At 32.3% G+C, this 22,541-nt stretch carries 20 protein-coding genes; 8 read left to right on the plus strand and 12 right to left on the minus strand.

Annotated features, from left to right (window positions below; genetic code table 11):
* The first annotated feature begins 562 nt into the window (after window positions 1-562).
* Window positions 563-1,312, plus strand: coding sequence for a hypothetical protein (locus tag J1D01_RS15525; RefSeq protein WP_421151486.1), 750 nt, complete (start codon window positions 563-565; stop codon window positions 1,310-1,312).
* Window positions 1,313-1,513: 201 nt separating this feature from the next.
* Here the strand turns inward: J1D01_RS15525 and J1D01_RS15530 are convergent, their stop codons facing one another.
* The 9 genes from J1D01_RS15530 to J1D01_RS15570 all read right to left on the minus strand — a co-directional run bounded on the left by J1D01_RS15530 (window position 1,514) and on the right by J1D01_RS15570 (window position 11,023).
* Entirely contained in the window at window positions 1,514-1,825 is a 312-nt protein-coding gene (locus J1D01_RS15530) for a GIY-YIG nuclease family protein (protein ID WP_421151487.1), read from the minus strand.
* A 418-nt stretch (window positions 1,826-2,243) separates the two neighbouring features.
* Window positions 2,244-3,356 (minus strand): glycosyltransferase family 4 protein, encoded by a 1,113-nt coding sequence (locus J1D01_RS15535; protein WP_421151488.1) that lies wholly within the window; start codon window positions 3,354-3,356, stop codon window positions 2,244-2,246.
* Complete coding sequence (locus J1D01_RS15540; RefSeq protein WP_421151489.1) at window positions 3,353-4,054, minus strand: class I SAM-dependent methyltransferase; 702 nt, start codon at window positions 4,052-4,054, stop codon at window positions 3,353-3,355. Before J1D01_RS15540 ends, J1D01_RS15535 begins: the two co-directional genes overlap by 4 nt.
* Window positions 4,055-4,058: 4 nt before the next feature.
* A complete protein-coding gene (locus tag J1D01_RS15545) occupies window positions 4,059-4,958 on the minus strand; it encodes a class I SAM-dependent methyltransferase (protein WP_421151490.1) in 900 nt (299 codons plus the stop codon).
* Complete coding sequence (locus J1D01_RS15550) at window positions 4,955-6,226, minus strand: polysaccharide ABC transporter ATP-binding protein (RefSeq protein ID WP_421151491.1); 1,272 nt, start codon at window positions 6,224-6,226, stop codon at window positions 4,955-4,957. Before J1D01_RS15550 ends, J1D01_RS15545 begins: the two co-directional genes overlap by 4 nt.
* Window positions 6,227-6,408: 182 nt before the next feature.
* Window positions 6,409-6,759, minus strand: coding sequence for a four helix bundle protein (locus J1D01_RS15555; protein WP_372937971.1), 351 nt, complete (start codon window positions 6,757-6,759; stop codon window positions 6,409-6,411).
* A gap of 115 nt (window positions 6,760-6,874) precedes the next feature.
* Window positions 6,875-7,738: an ABC transporter permease gene (locus tag J1D01_RS15560; RefSeq protein ID WP_421151492.1), complete on the minus strand. Its 864-nt coding sequence runs from the start codon at window positions 7,736-7,738 to the stop codon at window positions 6,875-6,877.
* A gap of 20 nt (window positions 7,739-7,758) precedes the next feature.
* Window positions 7,759-10,215: a polysaccharide biosynthesis tyrosine autokinase gene (locus J1D01_RS15565; protein ID WP_421151493.1), complete on the minus strand. Its 2,457-nt coding sequence runs from the start codon at window positions 10,213-10,215 to the stop codon at window positions 7,759-7,761.
* Between the two features lie 7 nt (window positions 10,216-10,222).
* Window positions 10,223-11,023 carry a polysaccharide biosynthesis/export family protein gene (locus J1D01_RS15570; RefSeq protein WP_421151494.1) on the minus strand — a complete coding sequence of 267 codons (801 nt, stop codon included), beginning with the start codon at window positions 11,021-11,023 and terminating at the stop codon, window positions 10,223-10,225.
* 128 nt (window positions 11,024-11,151) lie between these two features.
* Between J1D01_RS15570 and J1D01_RS15575 the strand changes: the two genes are divergently transcribed.
* The 5 genes from J1D01_RS15575 (at window position 11,152) to secA (ending at window position 18,462) form a co-directional block, all read left to right on the plus strand.
* On the plus strand, window positions 11,152-13,014 hold the full coding sequence (locus tag J1D01_RS15575) for an ABC-F family ATP-binding cassette domain-containing protein (RefSeq protein ID WP_421151495.1): 1,863 nt from the start codon (window positions 11,152-11,154) through the stop codon (window positions 13,012-13,014).
* Between the two features lie 65 nt (window positions 13,015-13,079).
* Window positions 13,080-13,844: an O-methyltransferase gene (locus J1D01_RS15580; RefSeq protein WP_372937389.1), complete on the plus strand. Its 765-nt coding sequence runs from the start codon at window positions 13,080-13,082 to the stop codon at window positions 13,842-13,844.
* 154 nt (window positions 13,845-13,998) lie between these two features.
* Window positions 13,999-14,571, plus strand: a complete 573-nt coding sequence (locus J1D01_RS15585) for a cob(I)yrinic acid a,c-diamide adenosyltransferase (protein ID WP_372937388.1) — start codon at window positions 13,999-14,001, stop codon at window positions 14,569-14,571.
* 152 nt (window positions 14,572-14,723) lie between these two features.
* A complete protein-coding gene (locus tag J1D01_RS15590; protein WP_019387375.1) occupies window positions 14,724-14,945 on the plus strand; it encodes a DUF2795 domain-containing protein in 222 nt (73 codons plus the stop codon).
* A 163-nt stretch (window positions 14,946-15,108) separates the two neighbouring features.
* Window positions 15,109-18,462: a preprotein translocase subunit SecA gene (secA, locus tag J1D01_RS15595; protein WP_421151496.1), complete on the plus strand. Its 3,354-nt coding sequence runs from the start codon at window positions 15,109-15,111 to the stop codon at window positions 18,460-18,462.
* Between the two features lie 169 nt (window positions 18,463-18,631).
* Here secA and J1D01_RS15600 read toward each other — a convergent pair whose 3' ends face one another.
* Complete coding sequence (locus tag J1D01_RS15600) at window positions 18,632-19,069, minus strand: winged helix-turn-helix transcriptional regulator (RefSeq protein ID WP_421151497.1); 438 nt, start codon at window positions 19,067-19,069, stop codon at window positions 18,632-18,634.
* Window positions 19,070-19,111: 42 nt separating this feature from the next.
* Between J1D01_RS15600 and J1D01_RS15605 the strand changes: the two genes are divergently transcribed.
* On the plus strand, window positions 19,112-19,489 hold the full coding sequence (locus tag J1D01_RS15605; RefSeq protein ID WP_421151498.1) for a DoxX family protein: 378 nt from the start codon (window positions 19,112-19,114) through the stop codon (window positions 19,487-19,489).
* Window positions 19,490-19,814: 325 nt separating this feature from the next.
* On the plus strand, window positions 19,815-20,411 hold the full coding sequence (locus J1D01_RS15610; protein ID WP_421151499.1) for a porin family protein: 597 nt from the start codon (window positions 19,815-19,817) through the stop codon (window positions 20,409-20,411).
* Between the two features lie 97 nt (window positions 20,412-20,508).
* Here J1D01_RS15610 and J1D01_RS15615 read toward each other — a convergent pair whose 3' ends face one another.
* Together J1D01_RS15615 and rimO are read right to left on the minus strand one after the other, a co-directional pair.
* A complete protein-coding gene (locus J1D01_RS15615) occupies window positions 20,509-21,192 on the minus strand; it encodes a peptidoglycan DD-metalloendopeptidase family protein (protein WP_421151500.1) in 684 nt (227 codons plus the stop codon).
* A gap of 7 nt (window positions 21,193-21,199) precedes the next feature.
* Window positions 21,200-22,504 (minus strand): 30S ribosomal protein S12 methylthiotransferase RimO, encoded by a 1,305-nt coding sequence (gene rimO, locus J1D01_RS15620; protein WP_421151501.1) that lies wholly within the window; start codon window positions 22,502-22,504, stop codon window positions 21,200-21,202.
* Between the last annotated feature and the right edge of the window lie 37 nt (window positions 22,505-22,541).

Raw genomic sequence — 22,541 nt, forward strand, 5'->3', positions numbered from 1 at the left:
TGGAAAAACTATCAGACATATAATAATCCTAAAATGCCTGTACAGGCATTTTAGGATTAAGAAAAAGAGTTGTATAATTATATCAGGATTTATTTATTAACCTGTATAGCTATTTTAGGACGGGTCATCTCACTACTCACTTAACACCAACCCTATAGATACCCTATGGATGTCCTATGGATACCCTATGGTAATCCTATAAAGCCATACTAAATAAACACAAAGGCATCTTTAAAAAAAGGACACAAAAAATCACTTTTTACAAATCACTGAAAAACAATTGTTTACATAAATAACACGGAACAAAAAGGCACTTTTAAACCTTAAAAAAGAAGAAAAAACACAATACAAGAAATAAACGCCTTAAACCGGCATAATACAGAACTTAAAAAAATAGCAGTTTATTTTCACAATATTTTTACGGTATCAAATTAAAAAACTATTGAAACCTAGCATTACAGGTGCACATGTAAAAGCTAATAGTTCTAATAGTTTTTAATAGAGAATTTTTTGTTTAACCGTATAACAAAAATAGTAATGTTATACATAATTTTTTTAAATTATGGCTAAATACAGCTCAATATTTAAAGTAGAAGGGACTATTGGAGATGTAACCTTCTACAAAGGAAAAGACGGTTACTACGTACGTAATAAAGGCGGCGTTAATAAAAACCGTATTTTAAACGACCCTAATTTTGCGAGAACACGCGAAAACCTGTCTGAATTTGGTAACACTGCTAGTAGTGGCAAGCATATAAGGCGCGCTATTAGCAGCCTTATGGCCGATGCTAAAGATAACCAAATTACATCTAGACTTACCAAAGTACTCAGTAAAGTTAAAAACGAAGACCTAACCTCGGCAAGAGGCCTACGCAATGTAGCCAACGGACTCACAACACCCCTTGGTAAAGCTTGGTTAAAAGGCTTTAACTTTAATACAAATGCTAATCTAGAAAGTGTGTTATTAGCAGAATACAGTTTAGATACCTCATCTGGAGAAATTGTTATAACCAATTTTGTACCAAACCAACAATTAGCAGTACCTGTTGGTGCTACACATGTAAGCTTTAATAGTGCGTTTTTAAATTTAGACTTAGAAACCAACACCAAAGACTTACAAATGAGTCCAGTGGTAAACCTACCTATTAATGGAACAGCTACCACTGTAACATTAACACCACCAACACCTGCCACAGGGTCTGGACAAAACTTTTTCTTTTTAAAAGTAGCATTTTTTCAAGAGATTAATAGCGTACAATACCCACTTAATAATGGTACATTCAATGCGCTACAACTCATTGAAATTATTTAGAAAAGGTGTTGTTATACCCCAAAAAAACGGATGCACAAGCATCCGTTTTTTGTTTTATAATTATCAAACTAAGCCTTTAGGACTGAGCTGCGTCAGACTGAGCCTTTAGGACTGAGCTTGTCGAAGTCCTGCCGAAGTCCTTCCTGTCAGACTGAGCTTGTCGAAGTCCTGTCGAAGTCCCGTCGAAGTCCCCCTCCATATCTAATCATCTTCACCCTTACCATATTCCGTATAATTTTTAGAATATCGCACCAACCGATTCCAATCGCCATCAATCAATGCTTGTTTTTTTCTTCTACTCCATCCTTTTATTTTTTTCTCAAACATAATAGCTTGAGAAGGGTCTGTAAACATTTCATACCAAACCAACGCTACAGGGCGTCTTTTATAAGTATAAGCATTTTTATCGATTCCCGCATTATGTTCATATAATCTCCGATCAAGATTATTTGTAAACCCAGTATAAAATGAATCATCTTTACATTTAACGATGTAAACAAAAAAACTTTTCATTATTTTTTACGTTTCTTGATAAGCTTCGTCAAGCTCAGCTTCGACAAGCTCAGCTTGACACACTTAACTAACCAATTATTTATTTTATTGTTTCATTTCCCTCACCAAATTCACCATATCAGACTGAGCCTTTAGGACTGAGCCTTTAGGACTGAGCCCGTCGAAGTCCTTCCTGTCAGACTGAGCTGTGTCAGACTGAGCTTGTCGAAGCCCCATCAAAGCCCAAATGTCAGACTGAGCCTGTCGAAGTCCTTCCTGTCAGACTGAGCTTGTCGAAGTCCCGTCGAAGTCCCCCAAATCAAATTAAACCTTTAAAACCAGTACCAATCACTACTCACCCCTCACCATTCACCATTCACCACTAACTATTCACTATTCACCTCTCACCATTCACTATTCACCACTCACTTCTCACTATTCACCTCTCACTATTCAAAACCTCCTGCAAACCATCAATATGCCTTTGTAAACTAAAATGTTTTTTTATATAAATTTTACCAGCACACCCCAATTGTTTAGCATAATCTAAATCATCTAACACCTTACACATGTGATTCGCCATGGTTTCCACATCATGTTCATCACTCAACAAACCCGTTTCACCATGTTTAATAACATCAGGGATTCCTGCATGGTAGGTTGAAATTACCGGCAAACCTGCTACACTAGCTTCTAAAACAGCTAACGGAGTACCTTCCATATCGCCATTAGAAGCCGTAACAGAATGTTGCACAAATGCCAAAGATTCTCGTAACAAATCACTATATGTTTCTGGTGTAATAACACCTAAAAATGTAACATTTTGAGCGATGTTTAAATAGTTTACTAAGTTTTTACAGGTATTAAGAAGCACGCCATCACCAGCCATTAACAATGTAGCATCTGGATGCTTTTTTAAAACCTTATTAAAAGCCATGATAGTATAATAGGGTGCTTTTTTATCGGTAAATCTACCAACAAATAAAAACTGTTTTTTAGAAAAATCTGGTGTTACGGTTTCAAATTCATGCTGTGGAGCATTAGCATTATATACCAGTTTACTTTTAGGACACCCTATTTCTAACAAGGCCTGTTTCATAACATTAGATACAACCACTATAGCTTTAGAAAAACTAAAAACTTCTTTATAATAATTACAAGATTCTATAATACTTTTAATACTAGCATCATAACCATGAAAATGGACTACCGTTGGTATTTTTGAAGTTTTTAAAACGTTGTATAAATGATGCGCATGGGTACCATATTCTACCAACACAACATCAATTTTATTTTTTTTTAAACTGTATAGCAAACGCTTGTGCCATAAATACGCCTTTCCTTTTTTAAAAAGCTTTTCATAAATACGATAAAACTTACAAAGACTAACAGGCATTAAACGCCCACCTCCTTCTAATTGAATATGAGCCCCCATACCATAATAATAAAAAACACGACCCTTTAAATGCTTTTTATGAGCTTGAATAAAGGTTTCAGAATATGGATTCTGACTAGGAGTAAAAATGGCTATGTTTAATTGTTTTTGTTTCATTTTTTTGCAATACCATATAAACCTGTTACCATTTGCCCTTCTTTAAAATTAATTAGCTCAGGTTTATCTATCTTAATTAAATAGCTCATAAATGGTTTTATTAAAGAAGATAAAACATCTCTTTTAAAATTTGGCATATCACTTCTTCTAACCCATAAACCTAACATTTGCGCCATTGAAGCATGCCACCCCCCTGTAGCTTTGATTTCAATATTATTAAAACCTACATGTTCTAAATGACGTTGTAAAGAAAAAGGCGTGTACCTATATTCATCGTGTGGCACTTCATGTAAATTCCACAAAAAAGGGACTGTAAAAAAGAAAATACCTCCTGGTTTTAAAACCCTATATACTTCTTTTAAAACAATTTCTGGTTCAGGACAATGCTCTAAAACCTCTGTTCCAAAGGCACAGTCAAAACTTTCTTTTTCAAAAGGCATTGTTTTACCATCCCAAGTCACATCTGGTTTTATAGTTGCATCATACATTAAAGCATTTTCAATATCCAGTCCAATATATGTTTTTACTTCAGAATGTTCTAAAATATAATTTTTATAAGGCATTTTACCACAACCAATATCTAGTAGATTTCCAGATAATTGAGGTATAACTATATTTAATGCTTTTAGTATAGATGTTCTTATATAATACCTATCTAAATTACCCTTATCAAAAGCTATATCTATAAAACCATCCATAATACTATAGTTTAGAATAAACTGCTAAAACATTTCTTCCTTTATGGAATTTACATATTAGTTTTTTTAATATACTTGATGCTAGTTTATTTAATATACGATATACGATTCTTTCAAAAACATTATTAGATTGGTTTAATATAACATTTAAATAATAGTCATAATTCAAACTTATAGGTTCAAACTTTATAGCTTCTAGTTTTAAAGGAAAAACTTTTTCAAGTGATAGTAAAGATTTTTTGTTCCATAACCCAGCATGGTGTGGTGGTAAGTTAAGCGTATGAAGTTTATCGTACTTAAATAAATACGGATTGTTGTTTGGAACCCCTATTATTAATTTTCCGCCTGGTTTTAATGCCTTTATAGCCGACTCTAAAAAATCATGAACCTTAGGTATATGCTCTAAAACTTGAAAAAAGCACACTACATCAAAGGTTTCTTTTTGTTCTTCTATTAGTTCTTGTATAAGCTTTTGTTCTATATCTAAGTCATTTTCTTTACATGTTAATACAGCATGCGGGTTTAATTCTAAACCTTTACCTGTAATATTTTTAGATTTCAACATGTTTAAAAACGCCCCAAAACCTGAACCAATTTCTAAAACTTTTTTATTTAAGCCTATATATTTAAGCGACTCTTTGTGTTCCCATCTTTCTGAATAATAGTTCTTCCTGTTTTTTGATAAGTCTTCATAAAACTCCGCGTCTCCTATTGTTGAATATGGATAATAGAATCTATATCCTGTATTTTTGCATTTGTATAAGTTTACTTCCTTATCCGGAAAAAATCTTGAAACATCAATATTTAAACTACTATATAAAGAAATTATTTTTTCAGACTTAAATGTTTCTTCTAATTCAACTCTACTATTTTCAGGAAATAAAGGACTTATTATTTTTTTCATTCTTTGTATGATAACTGCCAACTTGTATGGTCTTCTTTATATATAGCTGAACCTGCTTGCCAATAATATGGTCTTTTATTCTTATTTATTATATCAAAATAACAAACTTCAATTTTTTCATCTAATTTAACTTTGGTATAATTATCGGCAAAATAAACATTAAGCTTATATACCCCTTGATATAGCTTTATTTTTCTAATTTTAGATGTTAACTTAAAAAAACCTTTTTTCTTTCCAAATTCTACTTCTTTGCTTAAAATTAGCTCATGAATTACAGGAATATTATCAAAATTAAGAATTTGATACGACACAGCTGCTTGCTTTATTTCCTGATTACAATATACTTCAATTTGAACCTCTAAATCTTCGTTAAAATCATGAATCTTACCTCCTGTACTAGTAAAAACTTTAATTGATTTAATAGATGATTTGGTTATATCAAAATCATTATTTTCATAAATAAAATTGTTTTCCGAATCATTAGATAAATATTTTTCAACTACTTTATTAACCTCCCCTTTATAAGTAACTATACCATTTTCTAAAATTACAGCCCGAGTACATAATTTTTTAACCGCTGCCATATTATGACTAACAAACAAAACCGTTCTACCCCCACCTCTGCTAATATCTTGCATTTTCCCAATAGCTTTTTTCTGAAATTCGGCATCACCAACAGCCAAAACCTCATCTATAATTAAAATATCGGGTTCTAAAAAAGCAGCTACCGCAAAGGCTAACCTTACTGTCATACCCGAAGAATAACGCTTTACAGGGGTGTCTATATAACGTTCACAACCGCTAAACTCTATAATTTCATCTATTTTAGAGGCTATTTCCTTTTTAGTCATCCCTAAGATAGCACCATTAAGGTATATGTTTTCTCTACCTGTAAGTTCGGCATGAAACCCTGTACCTACTTCTAAAAGAGACGCTACAGTGCCTTTAGATTTTACGCAACCTGTTGTTGGACTTGTTATTTTAGAGAGTATTTTAAGCAACGTAGATTTACCCGCACCGTTTTTACCAATAATACCTAATACTTCGCCTTGTTTTACTTCAAAATTAATATCCTTTAAAGCCCATACATAATTAGATTTAGCTTTAGCAGTTCTATCATTCTCCTCGCCTATCTTTTGAAACGGATCTGGTTTACCTCTCACGCCATACCACCACCGTTTTAAATCATCTTTAACGGTACCCGTACCAATAACACCTAGCCGATATTGCTTACTTAAATTTTCAACTTTTAATATTATATCACTCATTATTTAGTGAATCATTATTAATGAAACGTAAATTGTATCACTATAATTTTTTATTCTTTTTTATATTACCAACGCTAAATACTATAAATCTTCACCATTCACTTCTCACTACTCACCATTCACTTCTCACCATTCACCTCTCACCATTCACTTCTCACTATTCACTTCTCTCTACTAACCATTCACTTCTTACCAACCAAATAATTCCTAAACCCCAAAAGTAAGCGTTTACATTCCATAAGCATACACTCAAAATCATTATGTTTTTCAACAAACTCTAATCTTACCGCAATTAAGTACTGTGTTTCTAATTCTGATAAGGAGCCAATAGAAATCATTAAAAACTGAAGCAATTCTTTATCACCTTTTCTTGCAGTACCTTCAGCTATATTAGAAGGAATAGACACTGCAGCTCTTCTCATTTGACTTACCAAACCATATTTTTCATCAGGAGGAAACTCAGAAGTTAAACTATAAACAAGCTCAACCAAATCCATACTCTTCTTCCAAACATCCAAATCTTTATGATCCATAACAAACTAATACTATTCACTATTCACCACTAACTATTCACCACCCACTATTCACTATTCACCATTCACTATTCACCATTCACTATTCACTATTCACCTCTCACTACTCACCTCTCTAAACCGTATCAATAAAATTCTTTTCTGTTTTATTAAATATAATCATTCCAATAAAAAATATCACTAGGGTAACAAACAGTGTATAAATAAACATATCGATATTAAAACTACCGGTACTTAACAACATATACCTAACACTTTCTATAACAAAAGTTAACGGGTTATATTCTACAATCCATACATAGTTAGGGAGTTGTTCTTTAAAAAAAGAAACAGGATACATTACCGCCGAAACATACATAAGTAGTTGCAACCCAAACCCAATTAAAACCCTTAAATCTCTGTATTTTGTTATTAGTGAAGAAATAATCATCCCTAAACCTAAACCTAAAACGCCCATAATAATGATAATTAAAGGGAATAAAAAAGTATGTTTATTTAAAGAAATTTCAGCACCTTGATTGTAATAATATATGTAGAAACCTGCAAAAACAAGCAACTGAATACCAAACTTTAATAAGTTTGAAATAACCACCGATAAAGGCACTATAATACGCGGAAAATAAACCTTACCAAAAATACCGGCATTAGCCGAAAAGGTATTGGAGGTTGACATAAAACATACTTTAAAATAATTCCAAATGGTAATACCTGCCAAATTAAATAAAAACGGAGGTACAGTTCCTGTAGATATATTGGCTACGTTATTAAAAATTAAAGTAAAAATTATAGAGGTAAATAACGGCTCTATTAAATACCATAAAGGTCCAAGAATAGTTTGCTTGTAAACCGTTACTATATCTCGTTTTACAAAGAGCAGCAACAAATCTCTATACCTCCAAACTTCCTTAAAATTTAAATCTATCAATTTGCGTTTAGAGGAAATTGTAAATAACCACTCGTTTGTATGATGCTTACTCAAAAATTTAAAATGTTAGTAATTTATTTCTTAAAAATTGATTTTAATCTAGCTAATAATCCTGATTTTGTTTTTGTATCCTCATGATAACCATTAGCATAATTACCATAACCATAGCCATAGCCGTAACCATAACCGTAACCATAACCATATTTAGCTTTTTGGTCATAGCTATTATAAACAAGACTAATATTTTGTATTTGTTTAGTTCTATATTTTTCGTTTATAAAATTAAGCATTCCTTTTTTGGTGTAATCTTGCCTAACCATATATAAAGAGGTATCTACAAAATCAAACAACTCTAAAGCATCTGCCACTAAGCCCATTGGTGGTGTATCTAGAACAATGTAATCGTATTGTTTTTTTAATTCACCTATCAACTCACTTAATTTAGGACTTATAAGTAGTTCTCCTGGATTAGGAGGAATAGGCCCCGAGGTAATAACATCTAAAAATTCAACATCGGTCTTTTGAACCACAGCTTTTAATGTTTCTTGCCCAATTAAATAATTAACAACCCCAACGTCGTTTTTTATATTAAAGTCGCCAAAAATCTTAGGCTTTCTTAAATCTAAGCCTACAAGCACTGTCTTTTTTCCGCTTAATGCAAAAACAGTTGCTATGTTTATAGAACAAAAGGTTTTACCTTCTCCACTAACCGATGAGGTTACTAAAAGCGTTTTAGCACCTTCTAAATGTTGAGATTTATAAAAGTATTGAAGGTTAGACCTAATAGACCTAAATGCCTCTGCTACTGCAGATTTTGGTTTTCTGTGAACAATTAAATTATTATCTAACGGATTTTTACCTATAACACCTAAAATTGGAATGGGAGACAATTGCTCTACATCCATAGGGTTCTGAATGTTATTATCTAAAAAAGTAAAGATAAAAGCCAATAACAACGGTACTAATAAAGCTGCAAAAAAGGCAAAAACATATCTAATATTTAAGTTTCTACCCAATACTTGGGCACCTGTGTTTTTGGCCGAATCTATTATTAAAATATCTGACACGTTAGAAGCCTTTATTATTTCTGCTTCGCCCCGTTTAGCTAAAAACACATTATAAGTTTGTTCACTTAATGAGTATTGACGCTCTATAGTTATTAATCGCTGTTGGTCTTCTGGTAATTTGCTAAACTGAGACTCTACACTACTTAATTTACTATTTACTAGTTTAGCCTCTCGTTTTAAAACATCGGTAGCAGCACTTATATTTTCAAGCAATACATTTTTTAAACCTTCTATTTGTCTGTTTAAATCGTTAAAAATAGAAGCATCACTACGTACAGAGTATTGAAGTTTAGACTTTTGAACCGAAAGTTCATTAATTTTAGACACATTGTTTAAAATATTACCATCACTTATACCTGCTATAGATGGCGCTGGAATTTCTGTAAATGAACTGCTGGTGGCTAAATAGTTTTTTAAGTTAGCATAATAATTAAGTTGCCTATTTATATTGTCTTTCTCAGCATCTAACTCGGTAAGTTTTTCGTTTAATATAACGCTTTCATTATCTAAGCTAAATATTTTATTCTTCTTTCTGTAATCATTTAAATCTTCGGCATTTTTACTCAACTCGGTTTTAACTCTAGATATCTGCTCATCTATAAACTTAATGGCATTGGTAGCGTATTGGTTTTTTCTATTTAATTGGTCTTCTCTTAAAACAGCAACAACGGTATTTAAATAATCTACTATTTTTTCTGTATTCTTATCTATTAAAGATATATCGAGTATAGGAGAACTAGCAGGGTTAGAAACCGAAGTACGCCCTTTATAACTAGCTACCACACCATCAAAATTATTAAATTGAATAAAATAACTTGCTCCAGAACTTACTGTTCTGTTCTCTGCTAAAACTAAAGTACCTTTTAAAAATGGTAATTCTATAGGAGCTCCTATTTTAAATTGCTTTTTAAAAATACCCGGAGATACATCAACCGTATTTATTTTTTTAGAGACATAGTTTTGTGTTGAAGCCGTTTGGCTTGCAAATTCAACTTCTAATTCAAAAGAGTCTTCATCTAAAAAAGTTATTTTTATAGGATTTCCTATAAGTTGAGAAAAATTATAATCGTGATGAAATCTAAAAGGCGCCGATTTATAAATGTCTTGTTTTCTAAATCGCCCCTGTTTTAAATAACTTTTATAAAACTCTAAACGCTCTACTACTTTTTCATGGTGCGAACGCGATTTTAATGTAACTACCATAGTTTGTACCTTAGCAGTAACACCTCCCCAGTTAAAAGTTAAACTAGCATTAGAGGTAAACAGCGGATTGCTATCATCTTCAACCGAAATTTTTGTACTAAGACGATATGAAAACTCTTCTCTTATATTTTTTTGATACACGTAAAAAATGGCTACGGCAAGTAGTATTACAAACAACTTCCAGTAGCTTAGAGCTCTGAATAAAAATTTCTTTATATCGAAATTTGAACCAGATTCTGATATTTCAAACTCGTCATTCATAAATTTATTATAGGTTTCGAGTTAAAAAATAAGTAGATACTAAAACTGAAAATATAGATGCTATAGTGGTAATGGTTTGAGAGGCCGTTTCTCCTGCTCCTAAAGCTTTACGCTTTAATGGCTTTACCAAAATCATATCATTGGGTTGTATATAATAGTAAGGCGATTTCATAGCCGCTACATCTGTTAAATCTATATGATGAATTTGTTGCCCATTTGGATATTGCCTAATAACCAAAACGTCTGTTCTATCACCCGTATTTTTAATATCGCCAGCATTAGCAAGGGCTTCAATTATATTCACTCTATCTTGGTATAAAGTATAAACACCGGTTCCGCCTACTTCTCCTGTTACGGTATAACGTAATCCTGCAAGTTTTACGGTTACAAAAATTTCAGCAGTTTCTTTAAAGTACTGCTTTAATAGTTCGTTTTTTACTTGTTCTTCAATCTCTTTAATGGTATAGCCTAAAACATTTATTTCTCCTAAAATTGGAAATTTAATATTGCCATGTAAATCTACCGTAAAACCATTAAAATAAAGCGATGATTGCCCTTGTTGCCCACCGCTAGTAGCCGTAGTTTCAACAGGGTTAAAAATGCTAACCAACTCTTCATCTAAAGCTTTTACATTAATACTTAAAATATCATTTACTTGTACTCTATAAGGTTTTGATAGCGCTTCTATTTGTAAAGAATCATTGGCTAAAGTACCTTTTTCTTGAAGATATACAACATCTTTATTAGTAATACATGAAGAGAACAAAAAAATAAAGAATATGATAAAAAGCAAAAAGTAATGTTTCATTCAAAGTGGTTTGAGATATCACTAATTAGTGATTTTGAGATATCACAAATATAGCTTTTCATCATGAATAATAAAACTCATCTCGGATTTTATAGTTTTTTGTTCGTTATTTGCAAAAAAACAGGGTTTTGAATTATTTAACTGTAGAAAACATATCGAAATCTTACGGAGAATTGGTGCTCTTTGAAAACCTTTCTTTTAGTGTACATAAAGATCAAAAAATAGCTTTTGTTGCCAAAAACGGTACAGGAAAAACGTCTATTCTAAATATTTTATCTGGTGAAGACCAAGCAGATTCTGGCAATATTATTTACAGAAAAGATATTAAAGTAGCTTTTTTATCTCAAGACCCTAAGTTTGACAACAATTTAACTGTTGAAGAAACTATTTTTGCTAGCGATAATCCCATTTTAGAGGTTATTAGAAATTACGAACAAGCGCTTTTAAACCCTGAAGATACCGAAGCCTATCAAAAGGCTTTTGAAAATATGGAACAACACCATGCTTGGGATTTTGAAACACAATACAAACAAATACTTTTTAAGTTAAAACTTGAAAACTTAAACCAAAAAGTTGGTTTACTTTCTGGCGGACAGAAAAAACGACTATCGCTTGCCAATGCCTTAATTAATAAACCCGATTTATTAATTCTTGACGAACCTACAAATCATTTAGATTTAGAAATGATTGAATGGTTAGAAGCCTTTTTTGCTAAAGAAAATATAACCCTGTTTATGGTAACACACGACCGCTATTTTTTAGAACGTGTGTGTAATGAAATTATAGAATTAGATGATGGTAAACTTTACAGCTACAAAGGCAACTACTCGTATTATTTAGAAAAACGAGATGCTAGAATAGAACGTGAAGCCATTGAAACCGGAAAAGCCAAACAACTCTTTAAAAAAGAATTAGATTGGATGCGACGCCAACCCAAAGCGCGTACCACTAAATCTAAATCTAGAATAGATGATTTTAAAGATATAAAACATAGAGCGCACCAACGCAGAAAAGAACATAAAGTACAGTTAGAACTCAACATGGAGCGTTTGGGTAGCAAGATTATTGAATTTCATAATGTATCTAAAGCATTTGAAAATAAAACCATTTTAAAAGGTTTTAATTATACCTTTAAAAAAGGCGAACGCGTAGGCATTATTGGTAAAAATGGTACTGGTAAAACCACCTTTTTAAATATTCTAACACAAACAACACAGCCAGATGGCGGTAAAGTAGTTAAAGGAGACACCGTTAAATTTGGTTATTATACACAAAGTGGCATTACCATAAAACCAGAACAAAAAGTTATTGATGTTATTAGAGAATTTGGTGATTATATTCCTTTAAAAAAAGGACGCCAAATTAGTGCACAACAACTATTAGAGCGTTTTCTTTTCAGTAGAAAAAAACAATATGATTTTGTTGAAAAATTAAGTGGTGGCGAACGTAAACGCCTGTATTTATGTACCGTGCTAATTCAAAATCCAAATTTTTTAATTCTTGATGAGCCTACCAACGATTTAGATATTGTTACACTAAATGTTTTAGAAAGCTTCTTATTAGATTTTCCCGGGTGCATCATTGTGGTGTCACATGACCGTTATTTTATGGATAAAGTCATAGACCACTTGTTTGTATTTAAAGGCGAAGGCGAAATTGAAGATTTCCCGGGTAATTACACAGATTATCGAGTGTATGAAGATAGTCAACCTGTAACCTCTAAGCCTTCAGAAGATAAAAAAGAAAAACAGTCCTGGAAACAAAACGAAGCCTCTAAACTGTCTTTTAATGAAGAAAAAGAACTCAGAAATATTGAAAGTAAACTCAAATCTTTAGCTTACGATAAAAAACAGTTAGAAGACAAATTCCTAAATCCAGATTTAACTCAGGAAGAGATAAACACCTTATCTGATGAACTTCAAAAAATCATAGATACCATTGAAGCTAAAGAAGAACGTTGGTTTGAACTCTCTGAAAAATTAGAAGACTAACAACCAGTAAACTTATAGCTTATAGCTTTAAGCTTTGAACTTAGAACTTAGAACTTAGAACTTAAATGTATCAAATCATTCAATACATAAAATTCTTAATTAAATCTACCAACCAACATGGTGTACACTCCCCTTTTGTATATAATTTAGTTACCAAATGTTTTTATAATAAAAATGATTATCCTGAATATAATCAGATAAAAGAATACAGAAAAAGTCTTTTAAAAAACAAACGGGTTCTAGAAATTACAGATCTAGGTTCGGGCTCTAGAAAAACTAAAACCAATAAAAGACATATTTCTGAAATAGCTAAAACATCTGGTTCTAGTATTAAACGTGCAAAACTATTATTTAGGCTAACCAAATACTTTCAACCAGAAACCATTATAGAGTTAGGTACGTCATTAGGCATTGCAACCCAAGCTATGAGTTTAGGAAACCCAAAATCTAAAATTACAAGCATTGAAGGTTGTCCAAATATTTCTGCTTTTTCTAAAGAAAAATTAAATCCATATAATAACATTAATATTATAAATGATGATTTTTCTAATCACTTATCTAAATTAAACCTCAATAAATATGATTTTGTGTTCTTTGATGGTAATCACCAAAAAGAAGCAACCTTACATTATTTTAAAACCCTTTTACCCAAAGCCCACAACAACACTGTTTTTATTTTTGATGATATTTATTGGAGCAAAGACATGAAAGAAGCTTGGGAAATTATAAAACAACACCCAAAAGTTACCGTTACAATTAATACATTTCATTGGGGCTTTGTATTTTTTAGAAAAGAACAAGCAAAAGAACACTTTACAATAAGAGTTTAACTTCTCACCATATCACTTTTCACCACTCACCACTCACCTCTCACTATTCACTATTTCACCATTCACTTCTCACTTCTCACCATTCACTTTTCACTATTCACTTTTCACTATTCACTTCTCACTATTCACATAAAACTTTATTAACTTGCAAACCATGAAAATCTACACAAAAACAGGCGATAAAGGTACTACAGCATTATTTGGAGGCACACGCGTACCCAAACACCACATACGTATTGAAAGCTACGGAACTGTTGACGAATTAAATTCTCACATTGGCTTAATAAGAGACCAAAACATTAACCAACATTACAAAGACATACTCATTAAAATTCAACATAAGCTCTTTACTGTTGGCGCTATTTTAGCCACAGACCCAGAAAAAGCAATCTTAAAAAACGGTAAAGAACGTTTAAATATTAATAAAATTTCTGATGAAGATATCGCGCTTTTAGAAACAGAAATTGACACCATGAATAAAGCCTTACCTCCCATGACACATTTTGTTTTACCTGGTGGGCATCAAACCGTGTCATTCTGTCATATTGCGCGCTGTGTGTGCCGTAGAGCCGAACGTTTAGTCTCAGCTCTCAATGAAATAGAGCCTATAGACTCCCATCCTTTAATATATTTAAACCGTCTTTCTGACTACCTTTTTGTATTGGCACGAAAGTTGACTTATGACTTACAAGCTAATGAAGTGAAATGGATTCCTGAGAAGAAATAAATCATGGATATAACCTACTAACTTCTAGCTTTTTTTAAACGTTTTTAACAAATAAAAAATACGCTCTTTTAATTAATGATTAAATAATGCAATTTTTTCTTGCACGTTTGAACTAAAAAATTATTTTTGCAAAAATTTAAATGTATTAAGAAATGTATTGGACTTTAGAACTAGCATCTTATTTAAGTGATGCGCCATGGCCGGCTACAAAAGATGAGTTAATTGACTACGCCATTAGAACTGGTGCACCATTAGAAGTTGTAGAAAATTTACAGTCTATTGAAGACGAAGGAGATTCGTACGATTCTATTGAAGAAATCTGGTCTGACTACCCAACAGACGAAGATTATCTCTGGAATGAAGATGAATATTAAATAAAACATAAAAATTAGTTAAAAAGTCTCTGTTTGAGGCTTTTTTTTTACCCGTAATACTCAAAACATAATAACAAAATGTATCTTTGATTACTTTATTTGTTTACATTAAAAAGTAATTAAGAATCCTAGGGGAACCCTAGTAAACATAAAACATTAAATCATGAATTTTTTAAATTCTGTCTTAAAAGTATTTGTAGGAGACAAATCTAAACAAGACGTTAAGGCTATAACGCCAATAGTAGAAAAAATAAAAACCTTTGAGGCTGCACTAGAAGCATTATCTCATGATGAACTGAGAAATAAAACCATTGAGTTTAAAAATAAAATTGCTCAAGCCACCAAAGATTTAAACAATCAAATAGATAAACTTACCAAAGAAGCCGAAAACACCGATGATATTGACGCCCGTGAAGATATCTATGAACAAATAGATAAACTCCATGACAATGTATATGAAGTAACAGAAGGGGTTTTAAACGATATTTTACCAGAAGCCTTTGCTGTGGTTAAAGAAACTGCAAAACGCTTTGTTAATAATACAGAAATCACCGTAAAAGCTAATGAGTTTGACAGAACACTTTCTGGTGAAAAAACATATGTAACCCTAGACGGAGACCATGCTATATGGGCAAATTCTTGGGATGCTGCAGGTAAACCCATCACTTGGGATATGGTACATTACGATGTACAGCTAATTGGTGGTATTGCTCTACATCAAGGCAAAATTGCAGAAATGCAAACCGGTGAAGGTAAAACGCTTGTAGCAACATTACCTGTATATTTAAATGCGCTTTCTGGTAAAGGGGTACACTTAGTAACAGTAAATGATTACTTAGCAAAACGTGATAGTGCGTGGATGGCACCTATTTTTGAATTCCACGGATTAAGTGTAGATTGTATTGATTACCATCAACCAAACTCAGAGGCTCGTAAAAAAGCATACAACGCCGATATCACTTACGGAACCAACAATGAATTTGGTTTTGATTACTTACGTGATAATATGGCACATTCACCAGAAGATTTAGTACAACGCCCACATCACTACGCTATTGTTGATGAGGTAGACTCGGTTTTAGTTGATGATGCACGTACGCCTTTAATTATTTCTGGTCCTATTCCTAAAGGAAATCACCATGAATTTAACGAATTAAAACCCAAAGTTGATGACATTGTTAATGTACAACGTAAGTATTTAACAGGGGTTTTAGCCGAAGCCAAAAAACTTATTAAAGAAGGAGACACTAAAGAAGGAGGATTCCAACTACTTCGTGTATTCCGTGGTATGCCAAAAAACAAAGCACTTATTAAGTTTTTATCTGAAGAAGGCGTAAAACAGTTACTTCAAAAAACTGAAAACTTCTACATGCAAGATAACAACCGAGAAATGCCTAAGGTTGATGCAGAATTATATTATGTAATTGATGAAAAAAACAATCAAATTGAATTAACCGATAAAGGTGTTGATTACTTATCTGGAAAAGATGACCCTAATTTCTTTGTAATGCCAGAAATAGGTATGGAAATTGCAAAAATTGAAAGTCAAGGGTTACCTCCAGAAGAAGAAGCCAATCTTAAAGAAGAACTTTATAAAGAATTTGGTGTAAAATCAGAACGTATCCACACGCTAAATCAATTACTTAAAGCATATGCATTATTTGAAAAAGACACACAATATGTGGTGATGGACAATAAGGTTATGATAGTTGATGAACAAACGGGACGTATCATGGATGGTCGTCGTTATTCTGACGGTTTACACCAAGCTATTGAAGCTAAAGAAAACGTAAAAATTGAAGATGCTACACAAACATTTGCTACCGTAACACTTCAAAATTACTTTAGAATGTACCGTAAACTTTCTGGTATGACAGGTACAGCCGTTACAGAAGCTGGAGAGTTCTGGGAAATATACAAACTTGATGTTGTTGAAATTCCTACCAACAAACCAATTGCACGTGATGACCGAGAAGATTTAGTTTTCAAAACAAAACGCGAAAAATACAATGCCGTAATTGATGAGGTTACAGAATTATCAAAAGCAGGTCGCCCTGTATTAATTGGTACAACCTCGGTTGAAATTTCAGAGTTATTAGGAAAAATGCTAAGCATTAGAAAAATTCCGCATAACGTATTAAACGCAAAACAACATAAAAAAGAAGCCGAAATTGTAGACCAAGCAGGTAGAAGTGGGCAAGTTACCATTGCTACTAATATGGCTGGTCGTGGTACCGATATTAAATTAACCGATGAAGTTAAAAAAGCAGGCGGTTTAGCCATTATAGGTACAGAACGCCATGATTCTCGTAGAGTAGACCGCCAGTTACGTGGTCGTGCAGGTCGACAAGGAGATCCGGGTAGTTCTCAATTCTATGTATCATTAGAAGACAATTTAATGCGTTTATTTGGTAGTGAACGCATTGCCAAAATGATGGACCGCATGGGATTAAAAGAAGGCGAAGTTATTCAACATTCCATGATTTCTAAATCTATTGAGCGTGCTCAGAAAAAGGTTGAAGAGAACAACTTTGGAGTTCGTAAACGTTTGTTAGAATATGATGATGTTATGAACGCTCAACGTGAGGTTGTTTACAAACGTCGTCGTCATGCATTACATGGTGAGCGTCTTCGTGTAGATTTAGCAAACATGATTTTTGATACATCAGAAGGTATAGCGCAAACCAATAAAGCTGCCAATGATTATAAGAACTTTGAATTTGAGTTAATTCGTTACTTCTCAATGAGTTCTCCTATAACCGAAGAAGAATTCGGTAAATTGTCTGAGCAAGAATTAACGTCTAAAATTTACAAAGCCGCTTTTGAGCACTACCGTAATAAAATGGAACGCAATGCAGATATTGCTTTCCCGGTAATAAAAAATGTTTACGAAAATCAGCGTGATAAATACAAACGTATTGTAGTACCATTTACCGATGGTGTAAAAAGCTTAAATGTGGTTACAGACCTTGAAAAAGCTTATGAAACTAATGGTAAACAGCTTATCACTGATTTTGAAAAGAACATTACACTAGCCATTATTGATGATGCTTGGAAAACCCATTTACGTAAAATGGATGAGTTAAAGCAATCGGTACAATTAGCAGTTCACGAACAAAAAGACCCGCTTTTAATTTATAAGTTTGAAGCTTTTGAATTGTTCAAAAGTATGATAGACCAAGTGAATAAAGATGTTATTTCATTCTTATTTAAAGGAGAATTACCTCAAGAAACACAAGATAACATTCAAGAAGCACGTGCCAGAAAACAAGAAAAGGTACAAACCACAAAAGAAGAAATTCCTAATTTAGATGAACGGGCTGCCGAAAGTAGAGCTGCTGGTAATACCCAACGCCAACAACAAGTGGTAGAAACCATAGTAAGGGACAAACCCAAAATAGGGCGTAATGATCGTGTTACTATAAAACATGTTATAAATGGTGAAAACAAAACCCTAAAATACAAACAAGCCGAACCTTTAATTGCTAAAGGAGATTGGGTTCTAGTTGAAGACTAAATAAATTGCTACATAAATAAAAATCCCGATAAGAAATTATCGGGATTTTTTATCTATAGAGATATATTAGCTTTGTAATATGTTAACATCGGTTTAGCTTAAAACATAAAAAATTAAAATAACTTATATTACTTCATTGGGAGTAATGTAAACCAAATCCAGATTAGACTCAATTAGAACTTACTACCTCAGATTTTTCACCAAAGATTTTTCTCCTGTGATTAACACCCCAATTATATAATTCAAGAATAACTTTTTTTAACGTTTTGGAATGCTCTGTAGGCGCGTATTCTGTTCTTACGGGAAAACCATTTAAAACAGTTCTTGTAATTAACTGATTTTCTTCCATATCTTTCAATTCCTTTGACAATACTTTAGTACTCAATTTTGGAATACTACGTTCAATTTCTCTAAAATGCTTGTTTCCTTCCCAAATTGAAATTAATATTAAAAGTTTCCATTTGCCACCTATTACATCTAACGTATCCCTTACAGGTAACAATGCAGACATACATTCTTTGTGTTCTTTCTTTTTCATCAGTATTGATTTTTGATTACCTACAAGTAACTGATTACCTATAGGTATCTGATTACTTATGGTAATCAAAAATAGTTAATTTTGACATATTATTAATAACAACAATATAAAATGAAAAACAAGATTCTTACAGTTTTATGTATTCTTTTCGGATTAATGATGGTTAATTCAGGTTTAAACAAATTCTTAAACTATATGCCAATGCCGGAAATGTCTGAAGAAATGATGCAAATAATGGGCGGATTTATGGCTATAAAATGGATTTTTCCACTTGTGGCTATTGTCGAAATTATTGGTGGAGTTCTAATTGCAATTCCAAAAAAAAGGGCCCTAGGTGCAATCATAATTCTTCCTGTTATAATAGGTATTTTTATACATCATTTGGTACACGATATAGCAGGTATTGCAATAGCATTAATTTTATTAGCCATCAATATTTGGGCAATTATTGACAATTGGAATAAATACAAACCAATTATAGAAAATTAGCAAAGGACATTTAATTAATCCTAGTTGTAAAATTTCAACTTAATAGGTTGCATAAAAAACTACAGCCAACAATACATTTAAGCCATAGCGAAATTTGTACTTCGTTTATGGCTTTTTTTACATTTAAGGCCTGTTATAAACCTAAAAATCAGAATGTAAATTCGCTACTATTCTTAGATACAAGGCTATTATTTGCCAGCAAAACAATTGACAATTTGAAAGATTATATTAACAGTTCCTGTCTTACTTCTTTTCTTTTAATTCAAACAAATTATAAATTTATTATACATGGTTACTTATCAAGCTTAAAAATTTGGCATATCTTTTGAAAAGTACTTCGGAACAAATTAAAACTATATTAATTAAGAGAAAATTTTTATTATTATCAGTTATTACTATTCTTGGTTTATCGAATTCAATTAAAGCTCAAAATATTGATTTAGGGTTAAAAACGGGACTTAATATTTCTAATTTCACTGGTGGTGATGCCGATAGAAATAGTCTTTTTGGATTTCATATTGGTGGATTTGCAGAATTTAAGTTAAACGAAACGTTTAGCATTCAACCTGAATTACTATATTCTACTCAAGGTTCTGAAGCAGAAAACACTGTAAAAGTTAAAGTTGATTACTTAACAATACCTTTGATGACAAAATACTATTTGTCTGAAAAATTTAGTTTAGAAGCTGGCCCTCAAATGTCATTTTTAGTTAATGACAAAGCTAAGTTTAATGACAGTTCAATTCCAGATGCAGAAACAGATGCTTCTAGCTTTGATTTTGGACTTAATTTAGGTTTGGGGTATGCTATTAATTCTAATCTGTTTGCTCAAGCAAGATATAATTATGGTATAACAACAGTTACTGAAAACCCTGATATTAAAAATAGTGTATTTCAAATTTCATTAGGGTATAAGTTTTAATTATGCCAAATCTAAACCAAAAACATGCCTTAAAATTAAGGTGTGTTTTAGTCTCATTCTAAAATAAATTAATGTAAAACAACTTATAAACTGCTAATTACAACTTCAAAAGCAAATTAGGGTCTGGGCAATTTTTTATATAAAAATCTAAATCCGTTTTAGCACAAACTCCTGGATAATCGCCAAAATTACCTTGCAAGTCTTTAATAATCTGAAAATGCAAATGTGGTGGGTAATTTCCATTAACAGTCTCGTCTCCTAAAGCTGCTATTTGCTCGCCCTGTTTAAAAATCTGTCCAACCTTTAAATTTTCAATAGATTCTAAACTTAAATGCCCGTAAAGTGTATAAAACACTGCATCATCAATAGTATGCTCTAATATAATTGTTGGGCCATAATCGCCAAAATTAGTATTGTTTTTAAAACTATGTACTTTAGCATCTAATGGCGTAAGAACTGATGTTTTAGCTTCACTCCATAAGTCTGTTCCCAAATGAATGTTACGTTCTTGGATAGCATTACTAAAATGGTTACTTCGTTTGTAAATATTGCGTTCTTCTAAATAACCCCCAAACGCTACTTTACCTTTTTGCTGCAGAATATTATGTTTTATAAACTGACTTAATTCTGAAATTGAAGCAACATTAACAGTCTTTAAATTATTATTAGTAACAGACAGATTTAAGGGAACATATTTTGACAAAGTTATTGAAGCATCTAGTACTTGAATAGGTTTTAAACTAAGTGTTTTTAAAAATTTAGAAAACTTATCTAACTGCATTATTATTCTAACTTACAACCTCAGCATATAAATCAAAATCTTCGGCTTCAATAATTTTTACGATGGTGTATTCGCCTGTTTTTAAATAGGTTTTACTGGCATCAATTAAAACTTCGTTATCAACATCGGGCGAATCAAATTCGGTTCTACCAACAAAATAATTTCCTTCTTTTCTATCAATAACAACTTTAAACTCCTGCCCTATTTTAGCTTGGTTAAGTTCCCAGGAAATTTGCGATTGTATTTCCATTATTTGGTTAGCACGATCTATTTTTACATTTTCTGGCACATCATCTTCTAAATTATAAGCATGAGTGTTTTCTTCGTGCGAATAGGTAAAACAACCTAAACGTTCAAAACGCATAGCTTTTACCCATTGTTTTAACTCTTCAAAATCGGCTTCAGTTTCACCAGGGTATCCTACAATTAACGTTGTACGAATACACATTTCTGGCACTTTTGCTCTAAACTCATTTATAAGTTTAGTTGTTTTTTCTTTGGTAGTACCTCTACGCATACTTTTTAATATAGTATCTGAAATATGCTGCAACGGAATATCTAAATAATTACAAATTTTAGGTTCGCGCTTCATTACATCTAGCACATCCATAGGGAACCCTGTTGGGAAAGCATAATGCAAACGAATCCATTCAATACCTTCAACCTTTACTAAGGCTTCAAGTAATTCGGCCAAATTTCGTTTTTTGTATAAATCTAATCCGTAGTAAGTTAAATCTTGAGCTATTAAAATAAGTTCTTTTACACCTTTTGCTGCCAGTTTTTCTGCTTCGGTAACCAAATCTTCAATAGGTGTACTGCGGTGTTTACCACGCATTAAAGGTATAGCACAAAAACTACACGGGCGATCACAACCTTCAGCAATTTTTAAATAGGCGTAATTTTTTGGTGTAGTAGTTAAACGCTCACCAATAAGCTCGTGTTTATAATCGGCACCTAACGCTTTTAATAATCCTGGTAATTCTGTTGTACCAAAATATTGGTCTACATCTGGAATTTCTTTTTCTAAATCTGGTTTATAACGCTCTGAAAGGCAACCAGTAACAAAAACTTTATCTACATGGCCTGCTTCCTTTTTTTGCATATACTCCAGAATAGTATTCACACTTTCTTCTTTAGCATTATTAATAAAACCACAAGTGTTAATAACAACAATATTCCCCTCTTCTTCATGCACAACATCTTTACCACTAGCTTTAAGTTGTCCCATCAACACTTCGCTATCGTAAACATTTTTACTGCAACCTAAGGTTACTACATTTATCTTGTTCTTTTTAAGAGTTTTTGTACGCATACGTTTCTATAAATCAGGGCGCAAAGATACAACTTAA

This window comes from Seonamhaeicola sp. NFXS20, from assembly GCF_049132085.1.
Taxonomy (GTDB): Bacteria; Bacteroidota; Bacteroidia; order Flavobacteriales; family Flavobacteriaceae; genus Seonamhaeicola.

Bases quoted from the DNA above. Each gene is read 5' to 3' on its own strand.
- J1D01_RS15580 (WP_372937389.1), top strand. From the start codon at position 13,080: ATGTATCAAATCATTCAATACATAAAATTCTTAATTAAATCTACCAAC.
- J1D01_RS15555 (WP_372937971.1), bottom strand. From the start codon at position 6,759: ATGGATCATAAAGATTTGGATGTTTGGAAGAAGAGTATGGATTTGGTT.
- J1D01_RS15570 (WP_421151494.1), bottom strand. From the start codon at position 11,023: ATGAAACATTACTTTTTGCTTTTTATCATATTCTTTATTTTTTTGTTC.
- J1D01_RS15540 (WP_421151489.1), bottom strand. From the start codon at position 4,054: ATGGATGGTTTTATAGATATAGCTTTTGATAAGGGTAATTTAGATAGG.
- J1D01_RS15545 (WP_421151490.1), bottom strand. From the start codon at position 4,958: ATGAAAAAAATAATAAGTCCTTTATTTCCTGAAAATAGTAGAGTTGAA.
- J1D01_RS15615 (WP_421151500.1), bottom strand. From the start codon at position 21,192: ATGCAGTTAGATAAGTTTTCTAAATTTTTAAAAACACTTAGTTTAAAA.
- J1D01_RS15525 (WP_421151486.1), top strand. From the start codon at position 563: ATGGCTAAATACAGCTCAATATTTAAAGTAGAAGGGACTATTGGAGAT.
- J1D01_RS15530 (WP_421151487.1), bottom strand. From the start codon at position 1,825: ATGAAAAGTTTTTTTGTTTACATCGTTAAATGTAAAGATGATTCATTT.
- J1D01_RS15590 (WP_019387375.1), top strand. From the start codon at position 14,724: ATGTATTGGACTTTAGAACTAGCATCTTATTTAAGTGATGCGCCATGG.
- J1D01_RS15565 (WP_421151493.1), bottom strand. From the start codon at position 10,215: ATGAATGACGAGTTTGAAATATCAGAATCTGGTTCAAATTTCGATATA.
- J1D01_RS15535 (WP_421151488.1), bottom strand. From the start codon at position 3,356: ATGAAACAAAAACAATTAAACATAGCCATTTTTACTCCTAGTCAGAAT.
- rimO (WP_421151501.1), bottom strand. From the start codon at position 22,504: ATGCGTACAAAAACTCTTAAAAAGAACAAGATAAATGTAGTAACCTTA.
- secA (WP_421151496.1), top strand. From the start codon at position 15,109: ATGAATTTTTTAAATTCTGTCTTAAAAGTATTTGTAGGAGACAAATCT.
- J1D01_RS15605 (WP_421151498.1), top strand. From the start codon at position 19,112: ATGAAAAACAAGATTCTTACAGTTTTATGTATTCTTTTCGGATTAATG.
- J1D01_RS15585 (WP_372937388.1), top strand. From the start codon at position 13,999: ATGAAAATCTACACAAAAACAGGCGATAAAGGTACTACAGCATTATTT.
- J1D01_RS15550 (WP_421151491.1), bottom strand. From the start codon at position 6,226: ATGAGTGATATAATATTAAAAGTTGAAAATTTAAGTAAGCAATATCGG.